Raw genomic sequence first — 16,747 nt, 5'->3', positions numbered from 1 at the left:
CTCCGCCAGCGTGCAAGTTCATCGTTCCTCAGCTATTCACAATCCGGAACCCGACTTTGAGGGTGACCTGAAAGTGCGCGGCCCGGCCGTTTTCGATGTGTCCGCGGGTTTCCGTGACTTCGAACCACTCCAAGTGCTTGAGGCTTTTGCTGGCCTCGGCCAGGGCGTTATTGATGGCGTCTTCAATGCTGGTGGGAGACGAGCCGACCAGCTCGACTTTTTTGTAAGTGTGATGATCACTCATGAGGTTCTCCTTGGTTGTTTTTAACAGCCTAGCAGCGATTTTTCGTCATACGTGTGTCGCCGTTTGCGCGCTGAAGTTCAGATTTACTGCACTTTCAGAAACGACCGCAGTCCCAATTCACACACGCCACTCAACCACTGCAGGAGAGAGCCACCATGGCCAGCAATTCGTTACGCAAAGCCTCGTTGCAAAGCATGGAAGCGGAGATCGAGAGTCTGCTCAAGTCGTTGGAAAGCCTGAAGGACGACGCTTCGGACGAGTCGCGTAAGACCCTCAAGTCGCTCAAGGCCAATGCCGAGAACGCCCTGAAACATTCTCGCCATCTGCTCAGCGACGCGTATGAAGAGGTCAAGGTGAAAACCCGTGAAACCGGGATCGCCACACGCGACTACGCGCAGGAACATCCATGGACCACGGCCGGCGTCGCGGTCGGTGCGCTTGGTTTGCTGGCTGCTTACTTGCTGTGCAAACGCGGTGACTGAGTCGGTTGGCTCAGCTCATGCCTGAGCCACTGGGCCAATTGCCGAGCGCGTCCATCTGCGGCGCGCTTGGGTAGCCACAACGCCAGTCGCGCCGCCGTTTCATCGAAACCCCACGGCGCGACCAGGCGACCGGCGCGCACATCCTCAGCCACCAGCGGCTCGGGCGCGATCGCCACGCCGAGCCCCGCTACGGCGGCCTCCAGCAAATAATACAGATGCTCGAATCCTTGCCCGAACTTCAATGCCCGGGGATCAAGGTCGTTTTGCTGTGCCCAGGTCGGCCACGCCTGTGGGCGGGAGGTGGTGTGCAGCAATGATTCATCCAGCAGCGCGCTGGCCGGTGCGGTCTGCAGGCGGGCGAATCCGGCGTAGTGCGGGCTCATTACGGGGCCGATCCGCTCGCTCACCAGTTCATACACCTGCATGTCGGCCGGCCAGGGTGGTTCGGCGAATACCAGCAAGGCGTCCAGTCCCGGTCGCCTGGGGTCCAGGTCGCCCTCGCCAGCGGACAGGTGCAGGCGCAAATCCGGCAGGTCGGCATTGAGCCTGCCCAGGCGGGGAATAAACCAGCGTGCCAGCAAGCTTCCCGAGCAGCCCAGGACGAACGGGGCATCGGCTGTACTTTGCGTCAGCTCCGCACAAACACCACGCAGTCGCTCGAAAGCATCGGCGCTGACATCCCGCAGGCGCATGCCGGCATCTGTGAGTTTCAAGCCGCGTCCATCCTTGATGAACAGGCTGACGCCTAAATGCTCTTCCAGCACCTTCAGCTGTCGACTTACAGCGCCATGGGTGACGTGCAGCTGTTCGGCGGCCTGGCTTACGCTGTTCAGGCGGGCGGTGGCCTCGAAGGCGCGCAAGGCATTGAGGGGGGGAAGGTCGTGGCGCATGTTATCTGTGAGTTTTTCTGACAGGTTATGGCGATCTTATCGGTTTTCAGTGGGGGATGTCAGGGGTAGAGTGAACCTCATTGTCTTTCAACGCATTTGCTTGGAGCGCCCGATGACCCAGTCCACGACCCCTTTCAACCTGCGCAGCGGTCCCGATGCCAACGGCCTGTTCGGTGCGTTCGGTGGCCGCTATGTGGCCGAAACCCTGATGCCGCTGATCCTTGATCTGGCCCGCGAATATGAAGTGGCGAAGGAAGATCCTGCCTTCATTGAGGAATTGGCCTACTTCCAGCGCGACTACGTCGGTCGTCCAAGCCCGCTCTATTTCGCCGAGCGCCTGACCGAATACTGTGGCGGTGCCAAGATCTATCTCAAGCGTGAAGAGCTGAACCACACCGGCGCGCACAAGATCAACAACTGCATCGGCCAGATCCTGCTGGCGCGGCGCATGGGCAAGAAACGCATCATCGCCGAAACCGGTGCCGGCATGCACGGCGTGGCGACCGCCACCGTGGCCGCGCGTTTTGGCCTCGATTGCGTGATCTACATGGGTACCACCGACATCGAGCGCCAGCAGGCCAACGTGTTCCGCATGAAGCTGCTGGGCGCTGAAGTGATCCCGGTGGTCGCTGGCACCGGTACCCTGAAAGATGCAATGAACGAGGCACTGCGCGACTGGGTCACCAACGTCGACAGCACGTTCTACCTGATCGGCACCGTGGCTGGCCCGCATCCGTATCCAGCGATGGTGCGTGACTTCCAGGCCGTGATCGGCAAGGAAACTCGCGATCAACTGCAAGCCCAGGAAGGTCGCCTGCCGGACAGCCTGGTGGCGTGCATCGGCGGCGGCTCCAACGCCATGGGCCTGTTCCACCCGTTCCTGGACGACAAGAGTGTCGAGATCATCGGCGTTGAAGCCGCCGGTTATGGCATCGAGACCGGTAAGCATGCAGCGAGCCTGAACGGCGGCGTACCCGGTGTACTGCACGGTAACCGCACCTTCCTGTTGCAGGATGACGACGGTCAGATCATCGACGCCCATTCGATTTCCGCAGGTCTCGACTACCCCGGTATCGGTCCGGAACACGCCTGGTTGCACGACATTGGCCGCGTCCAGTACACCTCGGTGACCGACGCCGAAGCCCTGGAAGCCTTTCACAAATGCTGCCGACTGGAAGGGATCATTCCGGCATTGGAAAGCGCCCATGCCCTGGCGGAAGTGTTCAAACGCGCACCCAATCTGCCGAAAGATCACCTGATGGTGGTCAACCTGTCCGGCCGTGGCGACAAAGACATGCAAACCGTGATGCATCACATGGAACAGTCCCAGCAGGAGAAACACTGATGAGCCGCCTGCAAACCCGTTTTGCCGAACTCAAGGAACAGAACCGCGCCGCCCTGGTGACTTTTGTCACGGCTGGCGACCCGGACTACGACACCTCGCTGGCAATCCTCAAGGGCCTGCCAGCTGCCGGTGCCGATGTCATCGAGCTGGGCATGCCGTTCACCGACCCGATGGCCGACGGCCCGGCGATCCAACTGGCGAATATTCGTGCCTTGGGCGCCCAGCAGAACCTGGCGAAAACCCTGCAGATGGTTCGTGAGTTCCGCAAAGACAACAGCGAGACTCCGCTGGTGCTGATGGGCTACTTCAACCCGATCCACCGTTATGGCGTGCAGCGTTTCATTGGCGAGGCGCTGGAATCTGGCGTGGATGGCCTGATCGTTGTGGACATGCCGCCCGAGCACAACAGCGAACTGTGCGAACCGGCCCAGGCGGCTGGCCTGGACTTCATCCGCCTGACCACGCCAACCACCGACGATGTACGTTTGCCGACGGTGCTCAACGGCAGTTCGGGCTTTGTATATTACGTGTCGGTGGCGGGTGTGACCGGTGCCGGTGCCGCGACGCTGGAGCATGTGGAAGAAGCTGTGGCGCGCCTGCGTCGCCACACCGATTTGCCGATCAGCATTGGTTTCGGCATTCGTACGCCGGAGCAGGCTGCGGCCATCGCACGATTGGCTGATGGGGTGGTGGTTGGCTCGGCGCTGATCGACCATATCGCCAATGCCGATACGTCGGAACAGGCGATTGATGGCGTGTTGAGCTTGTGTGCCGCCCTGGCTGATGGTGTGCGCAAGGCGCGTCTAGGCTGATTCCTGGTTCGGCTCAGTAGGAGCTGGCGAAGCCTGCGATCTTTTGATCTTCCGCTCCAGACTCAATGGGCAGTGAAAAGATCGCAGCCTCGCTTCGCTCGTCAGCTCCTACAGACCCAGCGGGAGCAAGCACCCTCGTCACAATGGGATCAGGGCAACTCCAACCCGCCCCCGGCCTTGTGCAGTTTGCGCAAATGCTCGCCGACCGCTTTCACATTGGCCTCGCTGGCAGCAATTTCAGCGGCGCGACTCGGCTCAAGCAATGCCCGGACTTCCTTGTCCAGGTCGCCTGTCAGCGTTTGAAGCTGTTTCTGACGCAAGCTGCTTTCCGATTCCAAGCGTTGCCACTCGCTGGGTTGCGGCAAGCCGTAGCCGCTGCTGCCCAGCAGTTCGGCCGGACGGCTCAGGAAGCCGCTGTTGGCGAGAATCTGCTGCAGCGTCGCGTTAGCCCTTTCCATGCCGCCATTCTGCAATTCACGGGCTCCGAGATAACGCTGTTTGACTTCATCCTGCGCCAACAGCAGTTGCCGACGATAGCTGGCCTGTTCCAGCAGCAACAGCGCTGCGCTGGTGCGCAGGTCGGCCTGTTCGAACCAGACGCGGCGTTCGGCGGCGTCCAGGGCCAGCCAGTCTTCCACCGTTTGCTGCTTGATCGGCAGATACTTCCTCAGCACATCGAACATCGCCTGGTAGCGCTCGCGGAATGAGTCGAATCGGTAGCCCAGGCGCAAGGCTTCCTTGGGATCATCCAGCACGCTGGTATCCGCCAGGCCTCGGCCCTTGAGGACTTCCAGCAAGCCGTTGGGCATGATGCTGTCCAGGCCGTTGAGCTGCGCGTTATTGCTGCCGCTGCGCAGCAGCTTCAAGCTTTCCACGGCGCAGTTATTGGACAGGAAGTAGTAGTTGCCGTCGTAGCTCCAATGCATTTCGGCGGCGTGCTCGACTGTCTCCTCGATCTCGGTGCGCGACAGGTTCAGCGGCACCGATGCCAGGCTGCGCAGCTCGGTCTTGGTGTATTCATCGATCACCTGGGCCAACGGCAATACGAACAGGCGCGACGGGTACTTGCCGACCAGCCCGTCCCAACTCGACAGCTGCACATCGCCGACGAAGGCGCGGTACGACAGCACCAGGTGTTGGTCCAGATCCAGTCGGCAGTCGGGGCCACGTGGGCGACCCGGTGCGCAGATCACCAGCCGGAGCATGCTGTGGCCCCAGCGGCTCACCCAGTTCTGGTTGGCTTCGGCCAGCAGGTAATCAATGGCATAGACCCGCTCGGGATCGACCTTGCCCAGTGGCGTCTTGGCGAAGTCGTTGCCGGCGTTGAGGAACGCGAACGATTTGGCGCAGGAGTCCTTGGCGGCGGGTGCCCAGCCGAAGTGTTCCTGGTAATAGCGATACAGGGCGGGGCGTCGGCAGGCGTAGCTCGGGTCGAGGAGAAAGTACTCCATGTTGACCGCGACGAACTCCTTGGGGCTGCTCGTTTCATAGAGATCCGGGCTGCGGACGACTTGGCGGTTGTGCTGTTCCCGCTCACCGCGCCGGCCGACGTATTGTGGCCAGCCGGCGAGGTCCAGCAACCGAGGATCATCGCTGAGGGTGAAGCGGCGGTCGTTCTGGCCCCGGCATTCATCGGGAAGGCCGATCAAGCCGGCGCTGCTGTTGCGTCGAGTGCAACGCTGGATCAGCGCACGCTCGGCATCTGGCCATAGACGCGAGCGGTCATAAATGTGGGTCAGTTCGTGCAGGACGGTGGCGAGCATTTCCCGTCGCACGGTGCCGTGGGGGCGATGGGTCTTTTGCGTCGCGGCGCTACCGTCGACAAGGCTGTCGAGCAGGTTGCTGTTGAGGTCCAGTTGCGACACCAGCGAGGCCTGGCCGTAGGCGTTGGCCGGCATCTGGTCGGTCCAGCCGACGTTGATGCGTCGGTCCAGCTGCTCGATGAAGCGCGGCGGCAGCGCCTGCATGGCTTCATCGAGCAGCGCCTGGCTGGCCTGCTGTTGCGCCGGGCTCAGCCCTTCGGTGTTGAGGTGCAGTTGCAGGCCGGCCTGGGCCATGCTGCCCGTGAGCAGCAAGACCCCGGCCGCCAGCCAGGCGGCGAACCGCCTCACAATGCGAGGATGGCTTCGGCGAGAACCTGGTCACTGGCGTCGCGGGCTTCCGGCACGCGGGTGCGCAAGGTGTCGAAGGCGGCCTCGAGATGAGCGCCACGAATTTCACCATTGCTGGCGACAAAACTGGCCGCATCGTCGTGGGCTTCGCGGACGATTTTCGAATCACGGATGGAGGTGGTGGTGTCGGAAGTGAAATCAATCGTGCGCTGGGAAGCGCGAACGATGATGTTACTGGTGGCTACCAGGGTATGTGCCTGGGCCACATCGGCCAACACCAGCAGGCCTAGGGCGGCAGCAATCAGCGGGCTACGCATGGAACGACTCCGGAGAAATAAGGATAACTATTGGACGAGAATTGCTTGTGCCAGTTCAAGGTCGCTGACGTGAAGTTTTGGCTGGGTCCGGCGCAGGTAATCCAGGGCCGATTCCAGTTGTGCACCTCGCAACTGCCCGTCGCTGGCAATGAAGGCCGCAGCGTCATCGTGAGCGGCGACGATCAGTTTATGGTCGAAGGGCGCAGAGGTCACCATGCTCGTGGCATAGCCGCTGAGCACCACTTGCTGGGTGGACACATCGAAAGCATGGGCCGGAACAGACCAGCAAAAAACTACGAAGAAAGACGCGATGAACAGATCTGAGTAAAAACGCATGGGACTCGACGGTTGATGGCGAGCCCGAAGGCTAGCGCAAACCTGCGGACCAGAGCCAGCGTTGAAACATCGGAACACCATTTGGCGCCCGATGTTTCATGTTGCATCAGATCACCAGGATGGCCTGGGCCAGTTGTGCATCGGTGGCGTTGAGCTGTGGTGCCTGCTGGCGGATGTAATCCAGGGCACTTTCCAGTTTCACACCACGGATGGCGCCTTCGCTGGCCACGAAGCTGGCAGCGTCATCACGGGCGGCTTGAACGATCTTGTTGTCCCGCAATGATGAGGTTGCATCGGAGGTCGCGTCGGACGAGGCCTTGAGTGCGCCGACAATGGAGTCAGTGGTGACGATAAAGCTGCTGGCGTTGGAGTGGGCGGCTACGGCCAGCAGGGCAACTGCGCTGAGCAGGCGAAGACGGATCATGAGGAAACTCCTTGAAGGATGAGGTGATGCCGGTGCGTGTAGCTGGAAGAAGAGACGCATGCTCGACTCGCTTCGCCACGTTGGCATCGATATTAGGACAGAACGCGTTGGCTGACAGCCCTTGCGGTGGTCATCGGCAGCATGATGCCCGCATTGGGCGCTACGGCTCAAGATGAACTGTACTGGTATATTTTTAAATTATACGAAACTGTTATCTCTCTCCGGTCTTCCAAAAAAACGGGCCCGGAAACGACAAGACCCGTCGCGGTTTCCCGCGACGGGTCTTGTTTGTTCAATTCGGTGCTGGCGGTGGACCCGGTGGGTCAGGGCCAGCGACGCTGAGTTAGCGCCAGAACGGCTTGCTCAGCTCTTCGTAACGTTGTGCTTCGCTGATACCGGCGTCAGCCAGCAGGCGCGAATCCAGACGAGCCAGTTGGTGGCGGCTGGCGATGCGGCGCTGCCACAACATCAGGTTAGCGATAACACGAAGAGGCAGGGAAGCCTGGTTTTTTTCAGCTTTGTCTTCGAAAAACAGCTCGGAACTGAGTGTACGTTCCATGGTTGACATCCTTCCGCTTGTGGCGGGATTAGGTAGTGGTTTAACTGGTGCCCATGATCCTCTCGTTTGGCCAGTCTCTCTAGATACAGTTCACCTGTATTGTGAGAGACCAGTTAACTGTTAAAGAGCGGTGTACTGGTCAATATTGAAGCAACTGTACTTGTCTGCACGATATTGGTGCGTTTTAGGTGAGTGTCCGATGTTTTGTGGGAAAAGACTGTAAGAAAACACCGGTACAGCAGTACAGTTTTTGTCGCATCAGGCTCGAGTGACGGCCTTCAATCAAAACTGTATTTGCGATAGCGGTGATCCAGCTGTATCAGACGGCCAACATGCGCCCGGTTTCTTCGAGGTTGACGTGCCAACTCAGTGCATCGCGCAGGATATGCGGGGTATGCCCACCCAGGGCGCACGCGGCTTCGAAATAATCATTCAACGCTTGGCGGTAGGACGGGTGCACGCAGTTGTCGATGACCACCCGTGCCCGCTCCCTTGGCGCCAGGCCACGCAGGTCGGCCAGGCCGATCTCGGTCACCAGGATGTCGACATCGTGTTCGGTATGGTCCACATGGCTGACCATCGGCACGACACTGGAAATGGCGCCGCCCTTGGCAATCGACTTGGTGACGAAAATCGCCAAGTGGGCGTTGCGGGCGAAATCCCCCGAACCGCCAATGCCATTCATCATCCGAGTGCCGCAGATATGGGTGGAGTTGACGTTGCCGTAGAGGTCGAACTCCAGCGCGGTGTTGATACCAATGATGCCGAGGCGGCGTACGACTTCGGGATGGTTGGAGATTTCCTGCGGGCGCAGGACCAGTTTGTCCTTATATCTTTCCAGGTTTCCGAATACATCGGCGTTGCGTCGACTCGACAGCGTGATAGAGCTGCCGGAGGCGAAGCTCAGCTTGCCAGCGTCGATCAAGTCAAATGTCGAGTCCTGCAGGACCTCGGAATACATGGTCAGGTCTTCGAACGGGGAATCGATCAGCCCGCACATCACGGCGTTGGCGATGTTGCCAATCCCGGCCTGCAAGGGCCCGAGCTTGTTGGTCATGCGCCCGGCTGCAACTTCCTGCTTGAAGAAGTCGATCAGGTGATCGGCGATGGCCTGGGTGTCGCTGTCCGGAGGCGCGACGGTCGAAGGCGAGTCCCCTTGGTTGGTGATGACAATGGCGGCAATTTTTTCCGGCGGGATCGGGATGGCGGGGCTGCCAATACGGTCGTCGACTTTCACCAGGGGGATGGGGGTGCGGGTCGGGCGATAAGTCGGGATATAGATGTCGTGCAGCCCTTCCAGGTTCGGGTTGTGGGCCATGTTGATCTCGATGATCACTTGCCGGGCGAAGATGGCGAAACTGGCCGAGTTACCTACCGATGTGGTCGGTACGATATGCCCTTGCTCGGTGATGGCCACCGCTTCGATCACGGCAATGTCGGGCAGCTTGAGCTGGCCGTTGCGCAGTTGTTCAACGGTTTCCGAGAGATGCTGGTCGATGAACATCACCTCGCCTGCGTTGATCGCTTTGCGCAACGTGCTGTCGACCTGGAATGGCATGCGTCGCGCCAGCACGCCGGCCTCGGTGAGTTCCTTGTCGAGGTCGTTACCCAGGCTCGCACCCGTCATCAGGCTGATTTTCAGCGGAGTGACTTTGGCGCGCTCAGCCAGGGCGTGGGGCACTGCTTTCGCTTCTCCGGCGCGGGTAAAGCCGCTCATGCCGACGGTCATGCCGTCCTGAATCAACAAGGCTGCTTCGGCAGCACCCATCACTTTATCCAATAACGAAGGCAAGCGGATGCGATCACGGTACATAGGTTGTTATCTCGGGCTGGAAAGCAAGATGCGCAGTCTAGTGAATTCGCGCGGTGCCCGACCCGCTACAAAGGTCGCATTTAAGGCCTCTATTACGGGCGTTTCAGGCAAAACATTATTACCGGATCGGTAACGTTAGGCCTTGATACAAATCAAAACGCCCCGACGAGTCGGGGCGTTGATGGCGAAGCCGTGAGCGTTATTCCACTGCTTTGACCATGTCCTCGATGACCTTCTTGGCGTCACCGAACACCATCATGGTCTTGTCGAGATAGAACAGCTCGTTGTCCAGGCCCGCATAGCCGCTGGCCATCGAGCGCTTGTTGACGATGATGGTCTTGGCCTTGAAGGCCTCGAGGATCGGCATGCCGGCAATCGGCGACTTCGGATCGTTCTTCGCCGCCGGGTTGACCACGTCGTTGGCGCCCAACACCAGCACCACATCGGCCTGGCCGAACTCGGAGTTGATGTCCTCCATCTCGAAGACCTGGTCGTAAGGCACTTCGGCCTCGGCCAGCAGCACGTTCATGTGCCCAGGCATGCGACCGGCCACCGGGTGGATCGCGTATTTGACGGTTACGCCGTGGTGGGTCAGCTTCTCGGTCAGTTCTTTCAGCGCGTGCTGCGCCCGTGCCACCGCCAGGCCGTAGCCCGGGACGATGATCACCGTGTCGGCGTTGGTCAGCAGGAAGGTCGCGTCGTCAGCCGAGCCAGATTTCACTGGGCGGGCTTCTTTGGAGCCAGCCGGGCCAGCAGCATCTGCTGTGTTGCCGAAACCGCCGAGCAACACGTTGAAGAACGAACGGTTCATCGCCTTGCACATGATGTACGACAGGATCGCACCGCTCGAACCTACCAGCGAACCGGCGATGATCAGCATCGAGTTGTTCAGCGAGAAGCCAATGCCCGCTGCGGCCCAGCCGGAATAGCTGTTGAGCATCGAGACCACCACCGGCATGTCCGCGCCGCCGATCGGGATGATGATCAGCACGCCCAGTACAAAGGCCAGGGCCAGCATCAAGGCGAACGCGCCGAGGTTGCCAGTGAACATGAAGGTCAGGCCCAGGCCCAGCGTTGCCAGGCCCAGGATCAGGTTGAGCTTGTGCTGGCCACCAAACTGTACCGGTGCGCCCTGGAACAGACGGAACTTGTACTTGCCCGAGAGCTTGCCAAAGGCGATCACCGAACCGGAGAAGGTAATTGCACCAATGGCTGCGCCGAGGAACAGTTCCAGGCGGTTACCGGCCGGAATCGAATCACCCAGTTGCTTGACGATGCCCAGGGATTGCGGCTCGACGACTGCTGCTACAGCAATGAACACCGCCGCCAGGCCGATCATGCTGTGCATGAATGCCACCAGCTCCGGCATCTTGGTCATCTCGACGCGCTTGGCCATGACTGAGCCGGCGGTGCCGCCGATCAGCAGGCCGACGATGACGTAGCCGATGCCGGCAGTTGCCAGCTCGGCACCGAGCTTATAGATGAGGCCCACAGTGGTGAGCACCGCCAGCGCCATGCCGAGCATGCCGAACAGGTTGCCACGGCGTGAGGTGGTGGGGTGCGACAGGCCTTTGAGGGCCTGGATGAAGCAGATCGACGCGATCAGGTAGAGCGTCGTTACCAGGTTCATGCTCATTACTTGGGCGCCTCTTCTTTTACGGCTTTCGGGGCTTTTTTCTTGAACATCTCAAGCATGCGGCGCGTCACCAGGAAGCCACCGAATACGTTGACCGCGGCCAGGGCCACGGCGAGGGTTCCCATGGTCTTGCCCAGAGGCGTTACGGTCAGCGCGGCAGCGAGCATGGCGCCGACGATCACGATCGCCGAAATGGCGTTGGTTACCGCCATCAACGGCGTGTGCAGCGCGGGTGTTACGTTCCAGACCACGTGATAACCGACATAAATTGCCAGCACAAAGATGATCAGGTTGTAGATACCGGGGGAGATAAGCTCTTCCATTGTCTGAATCCCTGCTTAGGCGTTTTTGCGGATGACTTGGCCGTCGCGGCACATCAGGCACGCGGCAACGATGTCGTCTTCCAGGTTCACGTCGAACTGACCTTCCTTGGTGAAGACCAGCTTCAGGAAGTCCAGCAGGTTGCGGGCGTACAGCGCCGAGGCGTCTGCCGCGACTTCACCGGCCAGGTTGGTCGGACCGCAAATGGTCACGCCATTCTCGATCACGACCTGGTCGGCCACGGTCAGCGGGCAGTTACCGCCCTGGGCTGCCGCGAGGTCGATGACCACCGAGCCGGGTTTCATCTGCGCGACAGTTTCGGCACTCAGCAGCGTCGGTGCCTTGCGGCCCGGAATCAGTGCGGTGGTGATGACGATGTCCGCCTGCTTGGCGCGCTCGTGCACGGCCTGGGCCTGGCGCTGCATCCAGCTGGCCGGCATCGGCCGGGCGTAACCGCCGACGCCGACGGCGCATTCACGCTCTTCGTCGGTTTCGTAAGGCACGTCGACGAACTTGGCACCGAGGGATTCGATTTGTTCCTTGACCGCCGGACGCACATCCGAGGCTTCAATCACCGCACCCAGGCGCTTGGCCGTGGCTATCGCCTGCAACCCGGCCACGCCTGCCCCGAGAATCAGCACGCGCGCCGCTTTCACGGTGCCTGCGGCGGTCATCAGCATCGGCATGAAGCGCGGGTAGTGGTGGGCGGCCAGCAGCACGGCTTTATAGCCGGCAATGTTCGCTTGAGACGACAGCACATCCAGGCTTTGGGCACGGGAGGTACGTGGCGCGGCCTCAAGGGCGAAAGCGGTAATACCGCGTTCGGCCAGCTTGGCGATGGTTTCGTTGTTGAACGGATTGAGCATGCCCACCAGAACGGTGCCGCTCTTGATCAGCGCCAGTTCGCTGTCGCTGGGGGCAACCACCTTGAGGATCAGCTCGGCCCCGAGTGCATCACTGGCACTGCCAATGCTTGCGCCCGCTGCCTCATAGGCACTGTCGATAACGCTGGCCTTGATGCCGGCGCCGCTTTGAACAGTGACTTTATGGCCTTGGCCGATCAACTTCTTGATGGTTTCCGGGGTAGCAGCAACCCGTGTTTCACCCGTTTGGGTTTCGAGGGGAACACCAATGTGCACGTCAAATCTCCTGCGTGATCTTATTGAGTAAACCCAGGCACTTCGGATGGTGCGGCTGGGGCGGCCGATCAGCACGATCCCGCCAAACCAGGCGGGGCGCGGCATTTTGCAGGCGAAAATTCAGCCCTTCAAGGGATTATGACGGGTGACGGAAAATTAACTACAAGTCACCCTGTGACCGAATGTCGCAATTATCGATCGGCATCCCTTGTGGGCCGTGCTTTCCAAGGATTCAGGTTCAAATTGACAACTTTTCCCATCGGCCAGATGAATAGGCCCTGATGTGTTGCGCAATATGGCTCAAAGCCATGTATTTAAACGCTTTGGAGACTACTGCACGGGCTTCATAACAGATTGACTGAATGCGACATAAACTTATATCTGTAGCGACCTTTGTTAGTTGACTACCTAAGTAAGCTTTGGGTTTTTCCTTTTTAATCAAGTAGATAGCCAGTGGCCTGCTTCACGAGCCAGTCACGAAAAGCTCGGAGAGAGGCGGATTCGACCTTTCGCTCTGGAATCATCAGGTAGTAGGCCTTGATGCTCGATAGCGCGCTGCGGTTGGCTACGACCAGTCGTTTCTCTGCCAGCTCGCGCTGGATCAAGAAGGGCGGAATCAGCGCAATGCCCATGTCGTGCATGGCCGCCTGGGCAAGCATGGAGAATAGTTCATAACGCGGGCCTGTCAGGTCTCGTGCAATGTTCAGGTTCTGGGCGTTGAACCACTGGCGCCACGCATACGGGCGAGTGGTCTGCTGGAGCAAGGGCAATTCGGCGATGGCCTCAGGTGTCAGGCTCGTCCGGCCGCCCAGTAAGGTAGGGCTGCATACCGGCATCGGATTTTCTCCCATCAGCTTGTGGGATTCGGTACCGGACCAGTCCGCATCACCAAAATAGATGGCGGCATCAAACTCTGTGTCCGCGAAGAGAAAGGGCCGTGTGCGGTTGGTCAGGTTGACGGTGACTTCCGGATGCTGCTGCTGGAAATCCTTGAGGCGTGGTAGCAGCCATTGAGTGCCGAAGGTTGGAACCACGGCCAGTTCGATCACGTTCGCACCGGTATGCCCCATCACTGAAAGAGCGTCGCGCTCGACGGCGTCCAGTTGGGTGGCAACTCGACGGCTGTAGGAAAGGCCGGCTTCGGTCAGTTTGACGCCTCGACGTGAGCGGCGGAAAAGCTCCACGCTGAGGAAGTCTTCCAGGCTGGCGATCTGTCGGCAGATAGCGCCTTGCGTAAGAGAAAGCTCGTGCGCCGCCTTGGTGAAGCTCTCATGGCGTGCAGCTGCTTCGAAACTGATCAGGGCGGTGGTGCTGGGGATTTTACGGCGCATGTACGCAAGCCTCACTCAATATCGACATAAACGGGGTTTATGGCGTTTACGGAGTGAGAAATTAGCACAAGATAGTGCGCAATCCTCGTTTGCCCTTGTAGGAAACCGCGCCTAGGATCAATCCACGATTTTCATTTAATTGGCGAGGACTCTTTCATGGCCGGTAAAGCGAGCTTCAACTGGATCGATCCATTGTTGCTGGATCAGCAGCTCACCGAAGAAGAACGCATGATCCGCGACACTGCTGAGCAGTTCGCCCAGCAGAAGCTCGCGCCGCGGGTGCTGGAAGCGTTCCGCCATGAAAAGACCGACCCGGCGATTTTTCGCGAGATGGGTGAAGTGGGCCTGCTGGGGGCAACCATTCCTGAACAGTACGGCGGCAGCGGGCTGAATTACGTCAGCTATGGCCTGATCGCTCGTGAAGTCGAGCGCGTCGACTCCGGTTATCGCTCGATGATGAGTGTGCAGTCCTCGCTGGTCATGGTGCCGATCAATGAATTCGGTACCGAGGCGCAAAAACAGAAGTATCTGCCGAAGCTGGCGTCTGGTGAATGGATCGGTTGCTTTGGTCTGACCGAGCCGAACCATGGTTCCGACCCGGGCGCGATGATTACTCGTGCGCGCAAAGTGGAAGGTGGCTACAGCCTGACGGGTAGCAAAATGTGGATTACCAACAGTCCGATCGCCGACGTCTTTGTCGTCTGGGGTAAGGACGACGCTGGCGACATCCGCGGCTTCGTCCTTGAGAAGGGCTGGAAGGGGCTGAGTGCGCCAGCTATTCATGGCAAGGTCGGCCTGCGCGCCTCCATTACTGGCGAAATCGTGATGGACAACGTATTCGTTCCGGAAGAGAACATCTTCCCGGATGTCCGTGGCCTGAAGGGCCCGTTTACCTGCCTGAACTCGGCGCGTTATGGCATCTCCTGGGGGGCCTTGGGAGCCGCTGAGTTCTGCTGGCATACCGCTCGCCAGTACACGCTGGACCGCCAGCAGTTTGGGCGTCCGCTGGCTGCCAATCAGTTGATTCAGAAGAAGCTGGCCGACATGCAGACCGAAATCACGCTGGCCCTGCAGGGATGCTTGCGCCTGGGGCGTATGAAAGATGAGGGTACCGCGGCGGTCGAGATCACTTCGATCATGAAGCGCAACTCGTGCGGCAAATCCCTGGATATCGCTCGCATGGCGAGGGACATGCTGGGCGGCAACGGTATTTCCGATGAGTTCGGCATCGCTCGTCATCTCGTGAACCTGGAAGTCGTAAACACCTACGAAGGTACGCACGACGTTCACGCTCTGATCCTGGGGCGTGCGCAAACCGGTATCCAGGCGTTCTATTAATAGGGGAACGTTCATGGGCGCGCTTTCGCATCTGCGGGTATTGGATTTATCGAGGGTCCTGGCCGGGCCGTGGGCCGGACAGATCCTGGCGGACCTGGGGGCTGATGTCATCAAGGTCGAGCGTCCCGGCAATGGTGACGACACGCGCGCCTGGGGACCTCCTTTCCTGAAGGATGCCCGAGGCGAGAACACGACCGAGGCTGCTTATTATCTGTCGGCCAATCGCAACAAGCAGTCGGTGACCATCGATTTCACGCGTCCAGAGGGGCAGCGGCTGGTGCGAGAGCTGGCGGCCAAGTCCGACATCCTGATCGAGAACTTCAAGGTTGGCGGGCTCGCGGCTTATGGTCTGGACTATGAGTCGCTAAAGGCGATCAATCCGCAATTGATCTATTGCTCGATCACTGGGTTTGGCCAGACGGGCCCTTATGCCAAGCGTGCCGGGTATGACTTCATGATTCAGGGGCTGGGGGGGCTGATGAGCCTGACTGGCCGCCCTGAGGGCGATGACGGGGCGGGACCGGTGAAGGTGGGGGTCGCGCTGACGGATATCCTCACGGGGCTGTATTCGGCTGCTGCTATTTTGGCGGCGCTGGCTCATCGGGATCATGCCGGCGGCGGCCAGCACATCGATATGGCCTTGCTGGATGTTCAAGTGGCTTGCCTGGCCAATCAGGCGATGAATTACCTGACCACAGGTAATGCGCCGAAGCGGTTGGGCAATGCTCATCCGAACATCGTGCCCTATCAGGATTTTCCTACCGCCGATGGCGATTTCATCCTTACGGTGGGTAATGACGGCCAGTTCCGAAAGTTTTCTGAGGTTGCCGGTCAACCGCAATGGGCTGACGATCCGCGTTTTGCCACAAACAAACTGCGGGTGGCGAATCGGGCGGTGTTGATTCCGTTGATTCGCCAGGCGACAGTGTTCAAGACCACTGCCGAGTGGGTGACTCAATTGGAGCAGGCGGGCGTGCCGTGTGGGCCAATCAACGACCTTGCCCAGGTGTTTGCCGATCCTCAGGTGCAGGCGCGTGGATTGGCGATGGAATTACCTCACGTACTGGCAGGTAGCGTGCCGCAGGTGGCCAGTCCGATTCGACTCTCCGAGACGCCGGTGGAATATCGCAATGCGCCCCCTTTATTGGGGGAGCATACGTTGGAGGTGTTGCAGCGAGTGTTGGGGCTGGACGAAGCCGCGGTGATGGCGTTCAGGGAGGCGGGGGTTCTTTGAGTCTTCTCTTCTATATAGAGGGCGGTTCTTAAGGGCGAAAGCAGCGGGTTTGCCAGTGTTGCGCAACTTATTGATAGAAAAGCTAAAAAAGGTGTTGACGGCAGATTCTGGAAGTCTATAATTCGCCCCACTTCCGGCGCAGTCGAAACGGAAAACTCCTTGAGATTCAATGAGTTAAGTAGGTTTCGAAGGTGTTGGGCTTCAGTTCATCGAGGCCCGGAAGGAGCAGGTAGAGCGGTGTTGTTTGGCTCTATCGGCGATTCGATCTTCTCGGTCGAAAGCGGTGAAAAAGAGGTGTTGACAGCAGCGAGTAACGCTGTAGAATTCGCCTCCCGCTAACGAGAGATCGGAAGCGCAAGTGGTTGAAGTTGCAAAGGAAACTTTGAAAACTTCTGAAAATAACCGCTTGACAGAT

The 16,747-nt window shown here is 59.5% G+C and carries 17 protein-coding genes; 5 read left to right on the top strand and 12 right to left on the bottom strand.

The window, feature by feature from the left end:
* Positions 1 to 28: 28 nt before the first annotated feature.
* On the bottom strand, positions 29 to 244 hold the full coding sequence (locus AB4Z20_RS00085; protein WP_003196424.1) for a dodecin: 216 nt from the start codon (positions 242 to 244) through the stop codon (positions 29 to 31).
* A gap of 155 nt (positions 245 to 399) precedes the next feature.
* On the opposite strand from AB4Z20_RS00085, the gene AB4Z20_RS00080 reads away from it, so the two are divergent.
* Positions 400 to 726, top strand: coding sequence for a DUF883 family protein (locus AB4Z20_RS00080; RefSeq protein WP_003196426.1), 327 nt, complete (start codon positions 400 to 402; stop codon positions 724 to 726).
* Here the strand turns inward: AB4Z20_RS00080 and AB4Z20_RS00075 are convergent.
* Complete coding sequence (locus AB4Z20_RS00075; RefSeq protein ID WP_253470733.1) at positions 699 to 1,616, bottom strand: LysR family transcriptional regulator; 918 nt, start codon at positions 1,614 to 1,616, stop codon at positions 699 to 701. The genes AB4Z20_RS00080 and AB4Z20_RS00075 overlap by 28 nt on opposite strands.
* A 112-nt stretch (positions 1,617 to 1,728) precedes the next feature.
* On the opposite strand from AB4Z20_RS00075, the gene trpB reads away from it, so the two are divergent.
* Entirely contained in the window at positions 1,729 to 2,961 is a 1,233-nt protein-coding gene (gene trpB / locus AB4Z20_RS00070) for a tryptophan synthase subunit beta (RefSeq protein WP_092150691.1), read from the top strand.
* On the top strand, positions 2,961 to 3,773 hold the full coding sequence (trpA, locus tag AB4Z20_RS00065) for a tryptophan synthase subunit alpha (protein WP_058544931.1): 813 nt from the start codon (positions 2,961 to 2,963) through the stop codon (positions 3,771 to 3,773). Before trpB ends, trpA begins: the two co-directional genes overlap by 1 nt.
* Before the next feature lie 149 nt (positions 3,774 to 3,922).
* Here the strand turns inward: trpA and AB4Z20_RS00060 are convergent, their stop codons facing one another.
* The 10 genes from AB4Z20_RS00060 to AB4Z20_RS00015 all read right to left on the bottom strand — a co-directional run bounded on the left by AB4Z20_RS00060 (position 3,923) and on the right by AB4Z20_RS00015 (position 13,760).
* Positions 3,923 to 5,884 carry a DUF7844 domain-containing protein gene (locus AB4Z20_RS00060; protein WP_442089095.1) on the bottom strand — a complete coding sequence of 654 codons (1,962 nt, stop codon included), beginning with the start codon at positions 5,882 to 5,884 and terminating at the stop codon, positions 3,923 to 3,925.
* Entirely contained in the window at positions 5,881 to 6,201 is a 321-nt protein-coding gene (locus AB4Z20_RS00055; protein ID WP_003187020.1) for a DUF2388 domain-containing protein, read from the bottom strand. Before AB4Z20_RS00055 ends, AB4Z20_RS00060 begins: the two co-directional genes overlap by 4 nt.
* 27 nt (positions 6,202 to 6,228) lie before the next feature.
* Positions 6,229 to 6,537, bottom strand: a complete 309-nt coding sequence (locus AB4Z20_RS00050) for a DUF2388 domain-containing protein (RefSeq protein WP_253470737.1) — start codon at positions 6,535 to 6,537, stop codon at positions 6,229 to 6,231.
* 106 nt (positions 6,538 to 6,643) lie between these two features.
* The gene (locus AB4Z20_RS00045; protein WP_212798431.1) at positions 6,644 to 6,961 is read right to left on the bottom strand and encodes a DUF2388 domain-containing protein; all 318 of its coding nucleotides are present in this window, start codon (positions 6,959 to 6,961) and stop codon (positions 6,644 to 6,646) included.
* Positions 6,962 to 7,304: 343 nt separating this feature from the next.
* Positions 7,305 to 7,520, bottom strand: a complete 216-nt coding sequence (locus tag AB4Z20_RS00040) for a DUF1127 domain-containing protein (protein WP_003187014.1) — start codon at positions 7,518 to 7,520, stop codon at positions 7,305 to 7,307.
* A gap of 319 nt (positions 7,521 to 7,839) precedes the next feature.
* A complete protein-coding gene (locus AB4Z20_RS00035) occupies positions 7,840 to 9,333 on the bottom strand; it encodes an acetyl-CoA hydrolase/transferase family protein (RefSeq protein ID WP_442089094.1) in 1,494 nt (497 codons plus the stop codon).
* 199 nt (positions 9,334 to 9,532) lie between these two features.
* Positions 9,533 to 10,969, bottom strand: a complete 1,437-nt coding sequence (locus AB4Z20_RS00030) for an NAD(P)(+) transhydrogenase (Re/Si-specific) subunit beta (RefSeq protein ID WP_253470741.1) — start codon at positions 10,967 to 10,969, stop codon at positions 9,533 to 9,535.
* On the bottom strand, positions 10,969 to 11,292 hold the full coding sequence (locus AB4Z20_RS00025; RefSeq protein ID WP_003187010.1) for an NAD(P) transhydrogenase subunit alpha: 324 nt from the start codon (positions 11,290 to 11,292) through the stop codon (positions 10,969 to 10,971). Before AB4Z20_RS00025 ends, AB4Z20_RS00030 begins: the two co-directional genes overlap by 1 nt.
* Positions 11,293 to 11,307: 15 nt before the next feature.
* Positions 11,308 to 12,429 carry a Re/Si-specific NAD(P)(+) transhydrogenase subunit alpha gene (locus tag AB4Z20_RS00020; RefSeq protein ID WP_258690136.1) on the bottom strand — a complete coding sequence of 374 codons (1,122 nt, stop codon included), beginning with the start codon at positions 12,427 to 12,429 and terminating at the stop codon, positions 11,308 to 11,310.
* A gap of 434 nt (positions 12,430 to 12,863) precedes the next feature.
* Positions 12,864 to 13,760: a LysR family transcriptional regulator gene (locus tag AB4Z20_RS00015; protein ID WP_214511220.1), complete on the bottom strand. Its 897-nt coding sequence runs from the start codon at positions 13,758 to 13,760 to the stop codon at positions 12,864 to 12,866.
* A 156-nt stretch (positions 13,761 to 13,916) separates the two neighbouring features.
* Here AB4Z20_RS00015 and AB4Z20_RS00010 point away from each other — a divergent pair, with 156 nt between their 5' ends.
* Positions 13,917 to 15,098 carry an acyl-CoA dehydrogenase gene (locus AB4Z20_RS00010; RefSeq protein ID WP_014335919.1) on the top strand — a complete coding sequence of 394 codons (1,182 nt, stop codon included), beginning with the start codon at positions 13,917 to 13,919 and terminating at the stop codon, positions 15,096 to 15,098.
* Positions 15,099 to 15,111: 13 nt separating this feature from the next.
* Positions 15,112 to 16,332 carry a CaiB/BaiF CoA transferase family protein gene (locus AB4Z20_RS00005; protein WP_442089093.1) on the top strand — a complete coding sequence of 407 codons (1,221 nt, stop codon included), beginning with the start codon at positions 15,112 to 15,114 and terminating at the stop codon, positions 16,330 to 16,332.
* The last annotated feature ends 415 nt before the right edge of the window (positions 16,333 to 16,747 follow it).

The organism is Pseudomonas sp. KB_12, from assembly GCF_052114545.1.
Classification (GTDB): Bacteria; Pseudomonadota; Gammaproteobacteria; order Pseudomonadales; family Pseudomonadaceae; genus Aquipseudomonas; species Aquipseudomonas brassicacearum.
Note: the sequence above shows the minus strand (reverse complement) of the source record. Positions and strands in the feature narration are given on the sequence as shown.